This is a genomic window from Halopseudomonas oceani (assembly GCF_963677335.1).
GTDB classification, from domain to species: domain Bacteria; phylum Pseudomonadota; class Gammaproteobacteria; order Pseudomonadales; family Pseudomonadaceae; genus Halopseudomonas; species Halopseudomonas oceani.
The window spans coordinates 1,837,237-1,855,005 of record NZ_OY781932.1; the positions used below are offsets into that span (position 1 = coordinate 1,837,237).

At 58.2% G+C, this 17,769-nt stretch carries 14 protein-coding genes, 1 other RNA gene and 1 pseudogene; 6 read left to right on the forward strand and 10 right to left on the reverse strand.

The genetic code is table 11. The features are described from left to right. Positions 1–1,263, forward strand: coding sequence for a flagellar hook-associated protein FlgL (gene flgL / locus ACKPCU_RS08705; RefSeq protein WP_321351451.1), 1,263 nt, complete (start codon positions 1–3; stop codon positions 1,261–1,263). Here flgL and ACKPCU_RS08710 read toward each other — a convergent pair. The 4 genes from ACKPCU_RS08710 to ACKPCU_RS08725 form a co-directional block, all read right to left on the reverse strand. Further along, positions 1,247–2,134 carry a LysR family transcriptional regulator gene (locus tag ACKPCU_RS08710; RefSeq protein WP_321351453.1) on the reverse strand — a complete coding sequence of 296 codons (888 nt, stop codon included), beginning with the start codon at positions 2,132–2,134 and terminating at the stop codon, positions 1,247–1,249. The two genes, flgL and ACKPCU_RS08710, sit on opposite strands and share 17 nt — an antisense overlap. A gap of 21 nt (positions 2,135–2,155) precedes the next feature. Continuing rightward, positions 2,156–2,545, reverse strand: a complete 390-nt coding sequence (cueR, locus tag ACKPCU_RS08715; RefSeq protein ID WP_104739764.1) for a Cu(I)-responsive transcriptional regulator — start codon at positions 2,543–2,545, stop codon at positions 2,156–2,158. Continuing rightward, the gene (locus ACKPCU_RS08720; RefSeq protein WP_321351457.1) at positions 2,542–4,911 is read right to left on the reverse strand and encodes a heavy metal translocating P-type ATPase; all 2,370 of its coding nucleotides are present in this window, start codon (positions 4,909–4,911) and stop codon (positions 2,542–2,544) included. Before ACKPCU_RS08720 ends, cueR begins: the two co-directional genes overlap by 4 nt. A 79-nt stretch (positions 4,912–4,990) precedes the next feature. Further along, complete coding sequence (locus ACKPCU_RS08725; protein ID WP_321351459.1) at positions 4,991–6,733, reverse strand: potassium/proton antiporter; 1,743 nt, start codon at positions 6,731–6,733, stop codon at positions 4,991–4,993. A gap of 109 nt (positions 6,734–6,842) precedes the next feature. Between ACKPCU_RS08725 and ACKPCU_RS08730 the strand changes: the two genes are divergently transcribed. The 5 genes from ACKPCU_RS08730 to ACKPCU_RS08750 all read left to right on the forward strand — a co-directional run bounded on the left by ACKPCU_RS08730 (position 6,843) and on the right by ACKPCU_RS08750 (position 11,959). Continuing rightward, positions 6,843–7,493: a thiopurine S-methyltransferase gene (locus ACKPCU_RS08730; protein WP_104739761.1), complete on the forward strand. Its 651-nt coding sequence runs from the start codon at positions 6,843–6,845 to the stop codon at positions 7,491–7,493. Positions 7,494–7,544: 51 nt separating this feature from the next. Then, positions 7,545–8,474, forward strand: a complete 930-nt coding sequence (locus ACKPCU_RS08735; RefSeq protein WP_104739760.1) for an AEC family transporter — start codon at positions 7,545–7,547, stop codon at positions 8,472–8,474. Between the two features lie 243 nt (positions 8,475–8,717). Then, positions 8,718–10,346: a methyl-accepting chemotaxis protein gene (locus ACKPCU_RS08740; RefSeq protein ID WP_321351462.1), complete on the forward strand. Its 1,629-nt coding sequence runs from the start codon at positions 8,718–8,720 to the stop codon at positions 10,344–10,346. A gap of 74 nt (positions 10,347–10,420) precedes the next feature. Further along, an RNA gene (ffs, locus tag ACKPCU_RS08745) (signal recognition particle sRNA small type) lies at positions 10,421–10,517 on the forward strand. Positions 10,518–10,585: 68 nt separating this feature from the next. After that, complete coding sequence (locus ACKPCU_RS08750) at positions 10,586–11,959, forward strand: tyrosine-type recombinase/integrase (RefSeq protein ID WP_321351464.1); 1,374 nt, start codon at positions 10,586–10,588, stop codon at positions 11,957–11,959. 106 nt (positions 11,960–12,065) lie between these two features. Here ACKPCU_RS08750 and rnhA read toward each other — a convergent pair whose 3' ends face one another. The 6 genes and pseudogenes from rnhA to ACKPCU_RS08780 all read right to left on the reverse strand — a co-directional run bounded on the left by rnhA (position 12,066) and on the right by ACKPCU_RS08780 (position 17,321). Then, the gene (gene rnhA, locus ACKPCU_RS08755; RefSeq protein WP_321351467.1) at positions 12,066–12,548 is read right to left on the reverse strand and encodes a ribonuclease HI; all 483 of its coding nucleotides are present in this window, start codon (positions 12,546–12,548) and stop codon (positions 12,066–12,068) included. A 219-nt stretch (positions 12,549–12,767) separates the two neighbouring features. Next, positions 12,768–13,175 carry a hypothetical protein gene (locus ACKPCU_RS08760; protein ID WP_321351469.1) on the reverse strand — a complete coding sequence of 136 codons (408 nt, stop codon included), beginning with the start codon at positions 13,173–13,175 and terminating at the stop codon, positions 12,768–12,770. Positions 13,176–14,154: 979 nt separating this feature from the next. Further along, positions 14,155–15,312, reverse strand: coding sequence for a DUF4236 domain-containing protein (locus ACKPCU_RS08765; RefSeq protein ID WP_321351472.1), 1,158 nt, complete (start codon positions 15,310–15,312; stop codon positions 14,155–14,157). An 86-nt stretch (positions 15,313–15,398) separates the two neighbouring features. Continuing rightward, a pseudogene (locus ACKPCU_RS08770) lies at positions 15,399–15,659 on the reverse strand (Rha family transcriptional regulator); the annotation flags it as partial. A 166-nt stretch (positions 15,660–15,825) separates the two neighbouring features. Beyond that, entirely contained in the window at positions 15,826–16,464 is a 639-nt protein-coding gene (locus ACKPCU_RS08775; RefSeq protein WP_321351476.1) for a hypothetical protein, read from the reverse strand. A 179-nt stretch (positions 16,465–16,643) separates the two neighbouring features. Next, positions 16,644–17,321 carry a recombinase family protein gene (locus ACKPCU_RS08780; RefSeq protein ID WP_321351478.1) on the reverse strand — a complete coding sequence of 226 codons (678 nt, stop codon included), beginning with the start codon at positions 17,319–17,321 and terminating at the stop codon, positions 16,644–16,646. Between the last annotated feature and the right edge of the window lie 448 nt (positions 17,322–17,769).

Genomic DNA, 17,769 nt, shown 5'->3' on the forward strand with positions numbered 1-17,769 from the left:
ATGCGCATTTCAACTATTCAGCAGTTCAACAGCGGCGTGCGTGGTATTTCTGACAACTACAGCAATGCTACCCGCACTCAGGAACAGATTAGTTCCGGCAAGCGCATTCTGACCCCTGCCGATGATCCGGTGGCCACGGTGCGTCTGCTGCAACTAAGCCAGGAGTCGAACCGCCTGGGGCAGTACAGCACCAACATGACGGCAGCCAATAACAGCCTGGTCCAGGAAGAGAGCATCCTCAATTCGGTCAACAATGCCATGGGGCGTATTCGGGAAATCGCCATTGAGGCGGGTGACGGCTCCAAGACGCCGGAGGACCTGGCCGCGCTTGGCACTGAACTGGAGCAGCGCGAAGAGGAGCTGTTTAATCTCTTCAACAGCCGTAATGCCCGTGGCGAGTACCTGTTTGGTGGCTATCAAAGTAGCGAGCCGCCTTTCGTAAAGAACGCCGATGGCACCTATAGCTATCAAGGTGATGAAGGGCAGCGCTCGGTGCAGATAGCCGGCTCCAAACAGGTAGCGATCAACGACAACGGCAAGGACCTGTTCGTCAATATTGCCAATGTCAATCGCGTGAATACCGCCGCTGATGCTGCAAATACGGGCACGGGACGTATCTCACTCGGCGTAGTGGAGAACAAGAGCGAGTACGACTCCACATTCTATCCCCAAGGCAGCGTCGGCATTGTCATTGGCGCTGCTGGTGACACCTACGAAATCGTTGACAGTGGGGGTAACCCGATGGTTCCGCCGGTGACTGGTGACCTTGAGCCAGGGGACGAAGGTGGCTATACCGTGCGCTATGCGGGCGTTGTCGTAACCCTCGATGGCGTGCCCGCAGCGGGTGACAGCTTTACTATCACCACCGGTGACAGTAGTCCCACCAGCACCAATCGCGAGTCCCGCAGTATCCTGGAAACCGTTGCGCTATTGCGAGATAACCTGAATAACGGTGATATGACGACCGAGGGCAAACTGGCACGTCGTGATCTGATTGGCGTGACGCTGGAAAACATGGATAACGCGGTCAACAACGTGTTGAGTGTGCAGACCACTATTGGCGCGCGAATGAACGTGATCGAGTCTACCTTGAACGAGAATGAGGAAGTCGCCCTGATCAACACGACCGTCACCTCGCAGCTGGAAGATCTGGATTATGCCGAAGCGCTCAGCCGCCTCAGTTTGCAGTCGGTGGTCCTGGAGGCGTCTCAGCAGAGTTTTGTGAAGGTTAGTAGCCTGAACCTGTTCAATCTGCTGCGTTAACCTGCAACAGCTCAATAAAGGCCTCGGCCGCCGGTGACAGCGGCCCGTGGGCCCGGGTTACCAGGCCGAAGCTGGTGCCCGGCATCAGGTCCGGCCAGTCCAGTAAAACGAGTGTGCCGGCGGCCACTTCATCCTGCAGGGTGTCCTGGCTGCCGATGCTCAGTGCGTCGCAATGCTGGACCATTCGTTTCAGTACATCGAGGTTGTCGCATTCGAGACTGATCTGCGGATCGTCGCGTGGCAGGGTTCGACGCAGGTCCTGCAAGAGGGCATCGGGTACCCGAAAACAGGCCAACGGATACTGCGCCAGCAATGCAGGTGTCAGATCGCTGCGATTGGCCAGCGGGTGACCGGCCCGGCAGAATAGGCGGCTGGGCTGCTGCTGCAACGGGGTTACCTTCAGCAGCGGGTCGTTCTGCAGCTCTCGGATATCGGCGACAAACAACTCCAGCGTTTCCTCCAGTAGCTGCTCTCGCAGGGCCACCCAGTGCTGCACCTCAAGCCGAACCTTGACGCCGGGATGGCGGCTATTGAACGCGGCCAACACCCGCGGCAGCAGACCGGCAGCCGGGAAGGGGCCGCCACCGATCAGCAGCTCACCGGCTTCCAGGTTATTGAATTGACGCAGCGCATTGCGCATGGCCGTGCTGCCAGCGATCAGCCTGCGTGCGTGTTCCAGCACCAGCTCGCCCTGAGGCGTGAGCTCGATACCTTTGCCAGAGCGGCTCACCAGCTCGCAGCCAAGGCGTTGCTCTAGGTTCTGAATGCTGCGACTCAGGGCAGGTTGGCTCAGGCCAATTGCTTCGCCAGCGCGGGCGAAGCCCTGATGCTCTACCAGTGCCACAAAGTGGCGCAGCGATTTCAGCTCCATGCAGCTTCCTCGATAGCTGATTCAGTCATTGGCCAGTGAGTGGATGATCGGACAATCCGGTCGGTCGTCACCATTGCAGCAGCTGGCCAGCCGGGCCAAGGTATCACGCATGGCCTGGAGGTCGCGTATTTTATCTTCAAGTTCCCGAAGATGCTCGGCGGTCAGCGCCTTGACCTCGGCGCTGGTGCGTGACCGGTCCTGCCAGAGCTGCAGCAGTCGGTGGATCTGCTCCATGCTGAAGCCAAGCCGACGCGCGCGCTGAATGAAGCCCAGGGTGTGCAGGTCACGCTCGTTGTATTGGCGGTAGCCGCCCTCGCTGCGCGGTGGCGCCGGCAGCAGGCCGATTTTTTCGTAGTGTCGAATCATCCGCGGGCTGAGCCCACTGGTCTCTGCGGCCTGACTGATATTCATGCGTCCTCCGGCTTCCAGCGTTTGAGCAGCAGCGCGTTGCTGACCACGCAGACGCTGCTTGCCGCCATCATCGCGCCGGCAATCATCGGGTTGAGCAGGCCGGCGGCGGCCAGTGGAATGCCCAGACAGTTGTAGACAAAGGCCCAGAACAGGTTCTGGCGAATCTTGTTGCCGGTACGCCGCGAGAGGGCCAGCGCCATCGGCACCAGTGCCGGGTCACCGCGCATCAGGGTAATACCGGCGCTGTGCATCGCCACGTCGGTGCCAGTCGACATCGCCATGCCCACATCGGCGCGGGTCAGCGCCGGGGCGTCGTTGATGCCGTCACCGATCATGGCGACGATCTTACCCTGCTGTTGCAACTGTTCGATTTCACCCACCTTATCGGCCGGCAGTACATTGCCACGGACCTGATCAATGCCCAGCTGGCGGCCGATGTGGTCGGCGGCATTCTGGCTGTCGCCGCTGATCAGCAGGGTCTCAATGCCCTGGCGCTGGAGCCGGGCTACGGTCTGCGCTGCATTGTCCTTCAGACTATCGGCGAAGGTGAGCATGCCTAGCACTTGGTCACCCTGAGCCAGCCACGACAGGCTGGCTCCGTCTGCCTGTGAGGCTTGAGCCTGCTCCGTGTAAGGCGACAGGTCCAGCCCCTGTTCTTCCATCAGGCGGGCGTTGCCCAGCCAGGTGGTCTGGCCATTGATCTGGCCGCGTGCACCGCGTCCGGCGAGTACCTGCAGGTTTTGCGCGGCGTCGACGCGTACGCCCCGCTCGGCAGCGTAGTCACAGACCGCGCGGGCCAGCGGGTGCTCGGCCTGTTGCTGAATCGCCAGGGCGACGCGCAGCACCTGTTCGGTATCGGCGCTGTTTACGGCTTCGATGTGCGTCAGGCTGGGTTTGCCGCGGGTCAGTGTGCCGGTTTTGTCGAATACCACGGCATTGACCAGGCGTGCTCGTTCGAGGGCTTCGGCGTCACGGATCAGGATGCCATGCCGCGCAGCGACCCCGGTGCCAACCATGATCGCCGTGGGTGTGGCCAGGCCCAGAGCACAGGGACAGGCGATGACCAATACCGCGATGGCATTCAGTAGAGCCGCTTGCGGGCCGATCAGCAGGCTACCAATGGCCCAGGTGAGCAGGGCAATGACGATCACCGTCGGCACGAATACTGCCGCCACACGGTCTACCAGCCGCTGTATCGGGGCCTTGGAGCTTTGTGCGTTTTCCACCATGCGTACGATCTGGGCGAGCAGGGTGTCCTTGCCGACTGCGTCGGTGCGAATCACCAGCAGACCGTCCTGATTCAGGCTGCCCGCACGGACCGAATCGCCGGGGCTGCGGTCGACCGGCAGGCTCTCACCGGTCAGCATGGATTCGTCAATGTGGCTGTTGCCCTCAAGCACCTCGGCGTCGACCGGAATGCGCTCGCCGGCACGCACGATCAGTTGGTCTCCGGGGATGACCTGACTCAACGGGACTTCCCGCTCGCCGTCGGCGTCACGCAGTCGCGCCACGTCGGGACGCAGTGAGGTCAAGGCTCTGATTGCCTCAAGTGTCTGGCCCTTGGCACGGGTTTCCAGATAGCGTCCGAGCAGGATGAAGGTAACGATGGTCGCCGAGGCTTCATAGTAAAGGTGAGGCGAGTGGCCGCCGCTGGTAAACAGGTTCCAGCTGCTGAGCAGCCAGCCGGCACTGGTGCCGAGCACGACCAGCAGATCCATGTTGGCACTGCGGTTGCGCAGGGCGTGCCAGGCGCCCTGATAGAAACGGGCACCAAAGACGAATTGCACCAGACTGGCTAGAATCAGCTGTAACCAGCCCGGCAGCATCCAGTGACTGGCACCTAGCAGTGCCGGGATCATGCCCAACAGCATGGGGGCAGTAAGCAACGCGGCGCCAATCAGCCAGCGGCGCTCACCCCGCAGATCGGGGCCGCTGTCAGTGGCTGGCTGTTCATCGTCCAGCCAGTGTCCGGGATAGCCGACTTCGCGCAAGGCACGGAGTATGTTGTCCTGATCGGTGCCGTCGAGTACCTGCACGCGGGCTTGCTGGCTTGCCAGGTTGACCTGTGCAGAGAGCACACCGTCGACGGCCAGGAGCGCCTGCTCGGTGCGGCGCACGCAGCCTGCACACGTCAGCCCCTGTAACTGCAATTGGGCTTCCTGTGTTCGGGCAGGGTATCCAGCCTGCTCGAGTGCCTGCTCGGCGCTGATCAGGGTTGCGGGTGCGGCAATCCGAATACGGGCGGTTTCTGCTGCAAGGTTGACGGCAACCTGCTCGACGCCAGCGACATCGGCGAGCGCAGCTTCAACCCTACCAACGCAGCTGGCGCAGTGCATGCCACTGATGTGCAGGGTAAATTCAGACATGGGGCGGCTCCATTACGGATCAGGTGCATCTATCCTCAACCCTGACACGATGTCAGAGTCAAGTCCTGTTGTCAGCCGCTCAGAATCCGAAGGGTGGGCTGGTTCCTGCACCAAGTTTCAGACCTACCTTGAGGATCCAGTCGTTGTCCATTGCCGCGACCACCCAGGTGTGGCCCTCCCACTCAATCTGGTCACCAACCACCGGATGGCCACCGAACTGGCGGCTGAAGAAGGCAGCCAGGCTCTGCTCGCGCATGTCTTCCGGCACGGCGAAGCCGTAGAACTTGCCGACGTCACCAAGGGTGGCTTCGCCTTCCAGAATGAAGTCACCGAAGAAGCTGCGGTTTTCCAGATAGCGTGGTGGTTGCGCCTTGCTGAACAGTTTGGACAGCGCCGGCAGATCGCGCGGGCGTCCGACCACGCAGAGGACGTCGCCCAGCGCTAGCTGTGTGCTGCCGGTAGGGTGTAGCAAATGGTTGCCGCGAAACAGTGCGGCAATGCGGGTATCGTCCGGCATTTTCAGGTCGCGCAGTGCTACGCCAACGCACCAGTTCGCGTTATCGAGCTGATAGATCAGCAGTTCGAAGTCGCCCTCAATCGCGGTGTCCAGGCTGGTGCGTTGCAACGGCTCTGGCTGTGGCGGAATCTCAACCTTGCACAGCCGCGCGGCCAGTGGCAGCGAGGAGCCTTGCAGCAGCAGCGATACCAGTACCACGACGAAGGCCAGATTGAACAGCAGCTGCGCCTGCTCCAGGCCGGCCAGCAGCGGGAAGATAGCGAGGATGATCGGCACCGCGCCGCGCAGACCCACCCAGGCAATGAACAACCGCTCACGCCAGGAAAACACAAACGGAATCAGGCAGATCATTACCGCAATCGGGCGCGCGATGAAGATCAGGAACAGCGCGATCAGCACGGCCGGCAGAGCGATGATGACCATCTCGCTCGGCGTCACCAGCAGACCCAGCATGAGGAACATGCCGATCTGACTGAGCCAGGCCATACCATCCTGAACCTGCAGGATGTTCTGCAGGTTGCGCACCCGCTTGTTGCCGAGGACCAGGCCGGTCAGATAGATCGCGAGAAAGCCGCTGCCACCAATCTTGTTGGTGGCGGCAAACACCATGATGGCCCCACTGGTGATCAGCAGCGGATACAGGCCGGCGGGCAAGGTCACTCGATTGACCAGCCAGACCAGGGCGAAGCCCCCGGCGAGGCCGCAAAGCGCGCCGATGCCGAACTGCTCAATCAGCAGCAGGGCAAAGGACCAATTGAAACTGGTCTGACCGCTGGCGAGCATTTCGACCAGGGTAATGGTCAGGAAAATCGCCATGGGATCGTTCGAGCCGGACTCGATCTCCAGTGTGGCACCGACACGCTGCTTGAGGTTCAACCCCTTGCCCTGCAGCAGCGAAAACACGGCAGCGGCATCGGTGGAGCCGACAATGGCACCGAGCAGCAAGCCCTGCAGCCAGTGCAGCTCCAGCAGCCAGGCGGTCAATGCACCGGTCAGCGCTGCACTGATCAGGACACCAAAGCTGGCCAGCGATACCGCGGGCCACAGACCTACCCGGAAATTTTCGACCCGTGTGCGCATCCCGCCGTCCAACAGGATGATTGCCAATGCAAGGCTGCCGATCAGAAATGCGGTGTTGGCGTCCTCGAACTGAATGCGACCGATTCCATCCACCCCGGCCAGCATGCCGATGATCAGGAAGATCAGCAGCAGCGGGATGCCCAGACGCGACGACAGCGAACTGGCCAGCACGCTGAAGCAGAGTAATACGGCGCCGATCAGAAACAGGGTGTTGATGTAATCCATGAAGAGCAGCTCGGGAGGATGGGCGGAACGCTTCCACTATATCGTTTCTGCCCCGGAGCGGTAAAAAAATTGCTGTATAGTCAACGTATTGCAAAGTTTGGGAGGCAGGATGGACGCAGAGTTCTGGCAGACACGCTGGCAGCGTGGAGAAATCGGGTTTCACAAGGCTTCAACCAATCCGTTGTTGCAGCGCTGGTGGCCGCGTCTTGAGCTGAACAATGCTGAGCCGGTTTGGGTTCCTTTGTGCGGTAAATCACTGGACCTGCTGTGGCTCCGCAGCCAGGGTCATCCTGTAGTCGGAGTAGAGCTGGCGCGCAGCGCGCTTGAGGCCTTTTCCGCCGAACACCACCTGAACCTCTCCTGGCGTCAGGCGGGTGAGTTCGACGTTGCCGAGGGCGCCGGTTTTGAGCTGTTCTGCGGCGACTTCTTTGCGCTCCGCCCTGATCAGTTGGTGGGCATCAGAGCTGTCTATGACCGGGCGGCGCTGATCGCCTTGCCGGCGGAGATGCGGGCGCTTTATGTGGCGCATCAGCGTGCCCTTTTGCCGCGAGGCTGGCGAATGCTGCTAGTGACGCTCGACTATCCCCAGGAGCAGCGGCCGGGGCCGCCCTTCAGCGTGTCTGATGCAGAGGTGCGTCGCTTGTACGCTGGCTGCGATATTCAGCTGCTAGAGGAATCCGATGTGCTTGCCGACCATGCGGTGTTTGCCAGCCAGGGTATGCGCTCTTTGGTTGAGCGGGTGTATCTGATCGCCGACTGAGTAGCTGCGGGCTGCTAGACTGTCGCCCTGCCTGATTTCTGCGGAGCCGACATGCTGGCCGCCTTTGCCTTGCTCTACAAATTATTGCCGTTGTATGTGACTGTCGGTCTTGGCTGGTTGGCTGGCCGTTATCTTGATGCCAGTGGTAAGCACATTGCCGGCATCATGATGTACATCGTCACGCCTTCGGTCGTCTTTGCTGGTGTGATGCGTGCGCCGCTGTCGCCAGAGGTCATCCTGTTACCGTTCCTGACCTTTACGCTGTGCTGCCTGATTGGCTGGCTGCATCTGCAGATTGCACGGCGCTGGTTTCCCGAGGCTGGCGCCAACATGATCCCGCTCGCGGTCGGAACGGGAAACACCGGTTACTTTGGCATTCCCGTCGCGTTGCTGCTGTTTGGTGAGCAGGGGCTTGCTATCTACATTGTCTGCATGCTCGGTACTACCCTGTTCGAAACCTCAGTGGGGTTCTATCTCGCAGCCCGCGGCCGCTTCGGTATCCGGGACTGTCTGTTGAAGGTCGCGCGCCTGCCGTCGCTCTATGCGTTCTTCTTGGCGGTTGCTCTCAACAGTTCGGGGTTATCCATTCCGGAGGCATTCGCGCCTCTGTTCGATAATCTGCGTGGCGCCTACAGTGTGTTTGGCATGATGATCATCGGGATGAGCATCCTTAGTTTTCAAGGTCTGGCCGGTGATTTGCGTTTTACCGGGCTGGCGCTGGCCGGCAAGTTCATCAGTTGGCCGCTGGTAGCCTTGGCCTTCTGTTGGCTGGATAGCCATGTTTTGCAGCTGTATGACACGGCGGTCTACCAAGCCATTTTGTTGATATCCATCACGCCTATCGCCGCCAATACCGTCGTGATCGCAACGCTGCTCGACTCCCATCCCAGACAGGTGGCAGGAACCGCCTTGCTGAGCACGCTGGTCGCGCTGGTGTATATACCCCTGATGAGTGCGTGGCTATTTGCGAAAACGAATTAATGTCATTTTGAGATTCCTTTGTAATGGCTTTGTTTTTAATGAGAAAAATGACTAAAAAATGCTAATGGTTCGGCCTCTATGGTCGATACTTGTATATAGGAAGCGTTGAAGAAGTGCACCAATACAGGCACTTCGGCTGTTGTCGGCAGGAGCACTGTTCTCTGCGCCGAGCCTGCCTCCATGGATAAACCGCGACTCGATTTAGGGTCCTGCCTGCCGTGCCGACAAGAGTGAATACTAGCCATGCTTAGTCTTTTCCGTGATCTGGGTTTCCGTTGGAAACTGACCCTGCCCATCGTGATTCTGGCCCTGCTGTTTGCTGTGCTTGGGGTCTCCGCCATCTGGGCGGTGTCCAAGGTGGAATCGCGTCTGGTCCGTGTTTCATCTGATTTGTTGCCGCGCAGTTCGCTAGTGCTTGAGGCTGACCGCGACATGTATCAGGCACTCGTCGCAGAGCGATCCATCATTGAGGGCGTGAGCTCGGCCGGTCTTGATGCCGAGCTCACCGATAATATGCAGCAGGCCAGCGACCGCATTGCGCGTTACGCCGCTGCGACCAAAACGCAGGAGGGGCGCGCGTTGGCGGAGGACTTTGCCAGGGCGTTTGCTATCTGGAAGACTACCTCCCTCGAGAATGTCCGACTGGCCCGGTCTGGCGACACGGCCAAAGCCAGTGCCATCAGTTATGGTCAGGGTTATGAGCAGTTCAGCGAGGCGCGGGAGCTGATCAACAAGATGACCGAACGGATGAATCAGCAGGCTGAAACTGAAGCGGTTGAAGCGGCGGATGACGTCGCGGCCAGTCATGCGCGGGTTGCGGTGGTGCTGGTTATTGGTGCTGTGGTGTGTCTGCTCATGATTGCGTTTTTTCCCGGCCTGATTACTAACCCGCTGCGTGAGTTGTTGCAGCGTATTCGGGATATTGCCGACGGTGAAGGGGATCTGACCCAGCGGGTCGTTGTTCACTCCAACGATGAGTTGGGCGCTCTGAGCCGAGCGTTCAACGCTTTCCTTGAACAGTTGCAGACGCTGATTCGCGACGTTGCCGACTCGACCTTGCAGGTCGCCTCTGCGGCAGAGCAGATGAGTGCGATCGCCACCGGGCAAGAGAAACTGGTCAACGAGCAGCACATGGCGGTAGATCAGGTCAGCACCGCGGCAACCGAAATGAGCGCCGCCATTCATGAAGTGGCCGACAACGCCCACAGCACCGCTGATGCGGCCCGTGAGGCAGATCGTCAGGGGCACTCTGCGTCTGAGGTCGTGTCAGCAACGATGAACGACCTGCGCCGCCTGGCGGCCGATGTGGAAGAAGCGGCTGGCGTGATCAACAACCTGGAGCAGGATACCGACAAGATCGGTGGCGTACTGAGTGTCATTGAGGGGATTGCCGAACAGACCAACCTGCTGGCACTGAATGCCGCCATTGAGGCTGCCCGTGCTGGTGAGCAGGGTCGCGGTTTTGCTGTCGTGGCCGACGAGGTAAGGGCCCTGGCTGCAAGAACCCAAGACTCCACCCGTGACATTCAGCAGATGATCCAGAAGCTACAGAGTGGCACGGGGCAAGCTGTTTCCGTTATGCAGCGTGGGGCCGAGCTGGCAGCCCAAAGCGTTGAGAAGGCGGGCACGACCGAGTCATCACTGAATGAAACCTCGGCATCGGTCATGCGCATCAACGATATGGCTGCGCAGATTGCGGCCGCCTGTGAGGAGCAGAGTCAGACGACCGAGGATATTGCCCGCAATATCAGCGGCATTCGTGACCTCTCCAACCAGTCTGCCCAGTCTTCACAGGAAAGTCGCGATGCTAGCAACACGCTGGCTCGCCTGGCTGCCAACCTGCAGCAACAGGTTGGTCGCTTTAAAACCTGATATTCGGGTTGTAACTTGAGCGTAAGCCGTTACAATAGCGCGGCCTGAGCATGCTCAGGTCGCTATGGTGACCCCACCGGTCCCCTCGCAATGATCAGCCGTGAACCCGGTCAGGCCCGGAAGGGAGCAGCCGCAGCGGTCATATCGTGTGCCGGGGTGTGGCTGGTGGGGTTGCCTCCAAATACTTGATTTATAAGGCTTTTTGCCGTTTCTTGTGCAGGTGGTACAAGAGGTGGTACATGCAGGCCTTACCCTCATATCTCCAGCTTTCCCGTCACTCTGTCTTCTACTGCCGTGTTGCGGTGCCGCAATCGTTGCGTCCGGTCATTGGCAGACGCGAGATTCGTCGTTCGCTCAATACCCGCTGTCGTCGTGAAGCCTTAATGCGCAGTCATGAGCTGTTGTGCAAAGCGCAGCTGCTTTTCGCTAAAGCCGTTGCTGGCAAATCTCCGTCTCCTGATACCCTGAAAGGGTCATGGTCTGGGGCGGGCGAAAGCAGTAACAACTGGGCCGCATGGTTGCGGCAGCAGCGTTTGCTGGATACTGAGGCAACGGCGGTAGGGGAAGGCCCCAAAGGGGGCGGCGATGCTGCGAAGGTCTCCAAATCAGGCGCTCCGAAGTTGTCCCAAGTCGCAGCCGAAATGGCATCGCTTCAGGAGGCGCAGGGTGTCTCCTTCAAGTCTCTCGATGATAAGGCTGCTGTGGTCGCCCTGTTTGTAGAGCAGGCAGGGGATAGGCCGATAGATGCCTACACCAGAGCGGATGCGTTGGCGTTCAAGCAAGCTGCGGCGAAGCTGCCCCCACATACCAGCGGCCAGCCCCGGCGCAAGCTGTCACGGGGTAGCACCCGCACGGGCAAGACAATCAGCGTGACCACGCTCAACAACTACATCAAATGGCTTGCAAGCGTGTTCAGCTTTGCCGTTAAGGCAGGCTACTGCTCTCTGAATCCCTTTCTTGGTATGAAGACGGTCACCAGAAAGAAGGTAAGCCAAGAGCGCTCGGTGTTTACCGAGGCGGACCTTCGCAAGCTGTTCCAGGCTGACACGTATGCTTCGGCCAACGATGATAGGCCGCACAAGTATTGGCTTCCGTTGCTGGGTCTCTATACAGGCGCGAGACTGAACGAACTTTGTCAGCTGTATCTGGACGATGTGGTTACTGTGAATGGCATTGCCTGCCTACACATTCAGGACAAACGACCAGACCAGAGACTGAAGACACCAGCATCGGAGAGGCTATTGCCGATTCACCCACGCCTGAAGGCGTTGGGATTCATTGAGTTTATCGAGAAGCAGCGTGCAGCTGGCCACTCAAGGGTGTTCGCAGAGCTGACCAGGCATAGCAAGCATGGGTACGGACATGCACCTTCCAAGTGGTTCGCTCGGATGCGTGAGGCATTGGGCTTCAAAGAGCAGGGAGAGAAGAAGGACTTCCACAGCTTCAGGCATACCGTAGCTGACCACCTCAAGCAGAAGGGGATAGCTGAGTCCTTGGTTGCAGGGTTATTGGGTCATCAGTCACAGGGTATTACCTTCAGCCGCTACGGTAAGGACTATCGCCCGGAGACTCTGTTGCCCGTAGTGGAGGCAATCACCTTGGAGAGTCTTTGAATGCTCAATGGCGGCCTGAAGAAAACGACAGGGGAGCAGATGCCTGCGTCCCCCGTTGGTCTGGACGTCCCCTGTCCATTGCCTTGGTGTCCCCTTGGCTTGCTGCCTATGCCGCCTTCGGCTTGCTCCGACGCCTGATGCGCTTGCCTGCTGCGCCCATAGTTGCAAGCGTGTCCGCTCTTTCGTTCTCTGGGTGGCCGGTATGGCCTCTGACCCAGCGCAGCTCGACGGTGTGCAGCTTTAGCAGTTCGGCCATCTGCTGCCATAGGTCTTGGTTCTTCACCGGCTTTCCGTTGCTGCTCTTCCATCCGTTGCTCTGCCACTTGGGGAGCCATTCCCTGCAGCCTTGCTCCACATAGCGGCTGTCGGTGGTGAGGATGACGGAGGAGGGGCGCTTCAACGCAGACAGTCCTTCGATTGCTGCCGTGAGTTCCGCTCTGTTGCTGGTCTGGTTGTCTCCAGACAGCGGCCCGGCTAACTCAAGACGCTGGCCCTGAGCATTGATGAGAACAGCTCCCCAGCCGCCTTGGGCAGAGGTGTTGCCATTGTTGGAGCAAGCTCCATCGGTGAAGACCATGATTGCAGTCATTGTTGGTGATTTCCTGTCAGGTAGATTGATAAGTGACTGGCCTCGTGACCTGACGTGCGCTTTGCTGGCGCTTGGAATGAGGCTGTCAGGTGTCGAGGCGTGAAGGCTTGGTGAGGGGGAGGTAAATAGACAACACAATGAAAGAGTGTCTTTTTCAGCTGCCAAAGGACTGGACCGTTCCAGCCTGTATATCTGTTTGAAAGTGGTCCGCCGCTACGCTCAAAAGCACAAGGCTTCAAATTCGGCGTCGCAGTAGATGGCAATGTTAGATGCTGGTCTGCTGCGTTTTGACTGTTGGGGCTTTGCCCGTTTCTCCAGCTCTGAGGCGGCTTCTTGGTTTCTTTCGCAGCGAAGCTCAACGGGCTCTTTACCGGGCTGAGGAAAGGCAAGAGCGACTAACTCTTTTAGGACAAGTCCAGAGTGACACTCGGGAAAATGGCATAGGAAATCTTGTGTCATCTCCTGTGCTCGTTGATGCAGCTCTCCGGCAAGGCTCACCAGCATTGAGTTCGCCTGTTTTGCATTCTCAGTTGGCATCCATTCAGGAACGAAGAGAGCTGCTAGCCCTTCTCGTCTAGCCTTCTCCTTGACCGTTTTGGTTAGGTATTGGTACTGATTTTCGGTCATATCTAGCTCCCGCTGGCCGGTAGTTGGACTTGCCCGTTCGCCGTATGTCTCGCGCAAGATGTCATGCAGCTCCGACCGCTTTACTCCAATGCTTCGTAAGCTCAAGCTTAGAATCTGACTTCGTGCTTTAGATAGTTTGCTCTTTGACGACTTCTGCTGCAGAGAGGCGTCCTTGTGGCTGTCTATCAGCTTCCTAACCTGCCTACGTGAGATGCCCAGTGAGCTGGATATCTCTCGCTGAGAACAACCACTCTCCAGCATGCGTGAAACTTCAGCCTCGACATCAGCGTCGCTCGGCGCTGCTTGCGTTTTTTGTTCCATGCGTCCCCCTTCAGTTGCTCAGCTGACGGGGTGTGAGAGCCTTCCCACCATGGCGGTGGACTGGGCCAAGCTGCAGCCAGTGCGATGTGGCTGTATCGGCCTCAGAGAGCCTCAGGAGCTGTTCTCTGTCCATGGCAAGACCTGCCTTCAAAACCAGCTCAAGAGCCTCTCCTAGGCGCGTATCGCGTCCTTTGAGAGCAGCCAAGGCATTAGCCAGAGCGACTAGCTGTGCCGCATGGTCGCGGCGCATGTGGATGCGGAAGCGGACGAGGGTAGGGGGGATGTTGTGGCGGTGTTGCATCGGTAGATTTTCCTTTCAGTCATCGTGGTGAGTTCCACAAGGACTGGGGGTAAACCTACCGATGCATGGTGACTCAGTGGCAGTGAACGGTGCCTGTGCGGGTTTCCATGTGGCAACACTGGCCTGGTGGTGAGCTTTTGCGGCATCCCCCTCCGTGCATCACTGGGCCTGACTCTTGGAGCGTCTGAGAGCTGCTGATAGGGGCGGCTGTTGTTGGTGCTGCAAACAGCAGGGCGAGTGTTGCGGCTGCGGCTAATGCTTTCATGATGACTCCTGTCGCATCATTCCTGTTGGAGTCTTTGTGATAGCACAATGATGCTGTGTCCGCAAAGAACCCCTTGAGAAAGTATGGGTAATCTAGGCGTCTTCCAGCTCTTCGGACGTGAATGGAACAACCTCTTTGAATATCCCGGTGGAAGTCATCTTGCGCCGGAGTAGGAAGCGGTCGAGAGCCTCTGCAGGCTTGATGTGCTCAACAGCTGCAAAGTTGATCTGCTCCCAGGCTGACCGAGTGATGATGACTGACAAGACATATTGTTCTGTCGTGCTTCCAGTCGCAGGACTGGGTATCTCCCGGTATGCGGAGAGAGCAGCTTTGTCGATGGTTGGCAGTCTTGCGAACACTTCGCCAGCCAGTCGGAAGACAATGCCGTGGATGTAGTCTCGATACAGCTGACGTTGCTTGGTCGCTGTCAGCTTCTTTGCGGATAAGCGGTACTGTCGAGCAGGAACAGTCCATTCAGTCTCAGGCATCTCCTGTTCTTCTGGTAGTTGGACGTCTAAGGCTATCGTGTGGATGTTGTCGCCTACGTCGTAGCTGACAGCTGGTGGTGACGGCCATTCTATGGCGGACAAGTAGCGTGACAGTGTGGAGTCGATTGCAGGTATGGACGTGAAGACAAGCTGAGTTTCTTCCTCGAATCGCTCCTGTTCGGCCTTATCCCACTCTGCTTTTTCCGAGCGCCAGTCCTGCACAAGTTGCTCATGCTTGGCCTTGTGACTCTTTAGCAGAGCGGACAGGAATTTCTGGAACATGCTCTGGCGTGGCTCCGCTATGGGGAAGGCTTCGACCGCGTAGCTTGGTGTTGTCGAGGGTGAGGGCGTCTCAAGGTGCGCTGAAGTAATTGCATGGAGGAGGGTGTTCTTCTCGTCACAGGCTTTTTGCAGCGACTCTCTCAGGCGCTCGCCATGCGCTTTTCTGACTGCTGCCGCTTCTGAAGTGCTTAGCTGCTGGCCTTCGGCATTCAGTAGGAAACAGTTGCCTTCATCATCAGCGACAAAGCGGACTGTGGATGGCGTTGGTTTGGTTGCCCTACGCTTTGCAGTCTTCCCGCCGCTTAGCTTTTGGCGAGTGCTGATACCTGTTCCGGGTAGTCCGAAGTTTGCGTATGTGCCTCTCCGGCCGGTGGTCACAGATAGTCCACGACCACCGACTGTGGTGCTGATACCGCTGCCGCTGATGTTGAGTCTGAGGCCGGGTGCAATCTTTATTCGGCGCTGGAATCTGAGTGCCATTTGAGTGCTCCTTGCATGCATATCCTTGAGAACGTGATAGGTGTTATACCATGTCAGAATGCCTGAGCCGTCCTTCGGGTCCACCACGGCAGCGCAGGCTTCTGTGCGACCTGTTCTTCCAGTTCCTGCCAGCGGTCGACCAGTCGAGCGGTGAACTCCGGGCTGAGCTGGGCAACGATGACGTAGCTGTCTCGTTTGCCGACGTGGTAGAGGGTGACCGGGCGTCCCAGACCCTTTTCCACAGTCTGTGTAAAAGCCACCAAACCCTTGGCTGCCAGTGTGTCCATGGTCCGCTTCACGCTGTCGTGGCGGCATCCCAGCAGCTCGGCAATCTCGCGGCTGGACATGGTGAGGGTGTTGGTGGTGGATGTGTGTGGGGGGCTCTGGGTGGTGCGGCGCTCTGGGGGAAATTGTGCAACGGTAGTTGTAGCGCCCCGCAATATGTGGCGGACGCGTGCGCCATTTTTGCAGCTGAACAAGTTGTTGCGCTATGACAAAGTAATTTCAAAACAGCTATGCCGAAAGCAACTTATGCAGGACCTCGGCAAGAGGGGTCCAGGCGTACACGCCTCCATGCGCATTGGCGTCACCGTCGGTGTACTTCTCTACCAAACCAAGCGATATAAGCCCACTCAAAAGAGCGTAGCTATGGTGTCTAGAATCCAGCGTAAACATACGTTTTGGTTTAAGGGCACTCAGAGTCATCACCTTCGGTTTGACACTGGTCTGCATCAGCAAGCCAGCCTCATCTCCTGAAATATCCCGGATAACTCGAGCCAGATGGGCATGATTGACCGAGTTAATATCCACGCTCAGGCTATTCCTGATGACGTGCCGAAGGTAATCAAGCTTCTCTTGATTGACAGTCTGAAGAGCGCATGCAACAGCGTCCCCGATCAGTTGGTACTGGGCATCACTCAGCTCATCGAGTCTTCGCTCCTGAAGCCTCAGCTCCTCGCTGACATCATTGATGAATTTGGCTAAACGCTCTTCATGTCGCCGCGCTGCGAGCGTGCCAGTCAGGACAGGAAGGAATATGGCTGCGCCAAAAGATGCCCCAGCAGCCACAGCTGTCGCAGCAGCAGTGACCGTCGGATGAGCTGCAACTTGCTCTAGTATGCTCGCCTTGTAGTCGTCCTTGTCCAGCGTCATTTGTGTTTCCTCTCAACATCAAGGATGTCAGAATAGCTCAGCATGCTCGGCGCTGATATCCCAACCGAAGAGCAGTGCTCTGAGGCGTTGATGCCTTCGCGGCCCTGGTCATGTTGAAGTAGCCGTCCTCGCGGAAGTGGAAGACGTTGCTGTTGTATTCGCGGGTGATGATGTTGGTGTCAGCCTGCCGCTGACTCTGCCGCTCTATTCTTGGCCCGCTGTAATGTAGCGTCCTCTTTGCCGCTGTCCCTCGCTCTTAGCACAGTGCTGGTGCTGACGCCCAAGAGCTTGGCTGTCTCCCTGATGCCTGCCCCTTTGTTCAGCAGTGCGCGAATTTTGGCGTGTTTTTCCTTGTCGACGCCTCTCCCCTTGTAAGCCCCCTGCGCCTTGGCCTTGGCAATGCCTTCGTTCTGTCTCCTGCGTCTGTCTTCGTAGTCTTTCCGTGCGACGGCTGCGAGCATGTCGAGGAGCATGTCATTGATGGCTGCCAACATCCGAGAGGTGAAGGCGTCAGCTGCCGTGTTGCTGGTGCTGGCTATGAACTGGTGGGAGGTGGGCAAGTCGAGAGCAACGACGCGCACTTCCTTCGTCTTTATGGTTGCCCGGAGCTGCTGCCAGCCTCCATCGGTTAGACGGCTCAGGCGGTCGACCTGTTCGACTAAGAGAACGTCTCCCGGCTTGGCATCGGTCAGCAGGCGAAACAGCTCAGGGCGCTGCAGAGACGCGCCGCTCTCATTCTCGGTGTAGTAGCTGGCGATATGTTGGCCATGGCTTTGGACAAAGGTGTCTAGGGCGGAGCGCGCTCGGTTAGCGTCCTGCTCGGAGGTGGATGCCCTGAGGTATGCACGGATGAACATGGGCAGCTGCTCTCTGTTGTCGTCAAAGTGTTGTAATCATGCGTGTTGTATTTTAAGTGGTCAAGGGCGAGAAGATGACAACACTTTCAGGGTCGGTGGGTGTTGTAGTGAAGGTATACCCAAACGAAACGGCGGAAGAGCGCTGGCCTGAGGCCGAGGAGAGTGGGCGGTGGGTTTGCTTGGTGCGCTCAAGTTTGCGGGAGAGGTTGGCGAAAAACGTGACCCCCACCCGGTACGGGGGGAACAGGTTGGAAGCCATTATCTATTAAAGGCCCACAGATTTTTTGCGGAATTGGGGCTTGGTGTTGGTGTGACGACGGTAGCGAAAGTGGGTAGGCAGAGGTAATAGGAGTTTAGTAGTGTTTGTTTTTTTAAATTATCACTAGATATAGTGTTTTTTGCGCTTGACGTGGCTGGTTATACTGTATAAAAAAGCAGCTATGGGTGC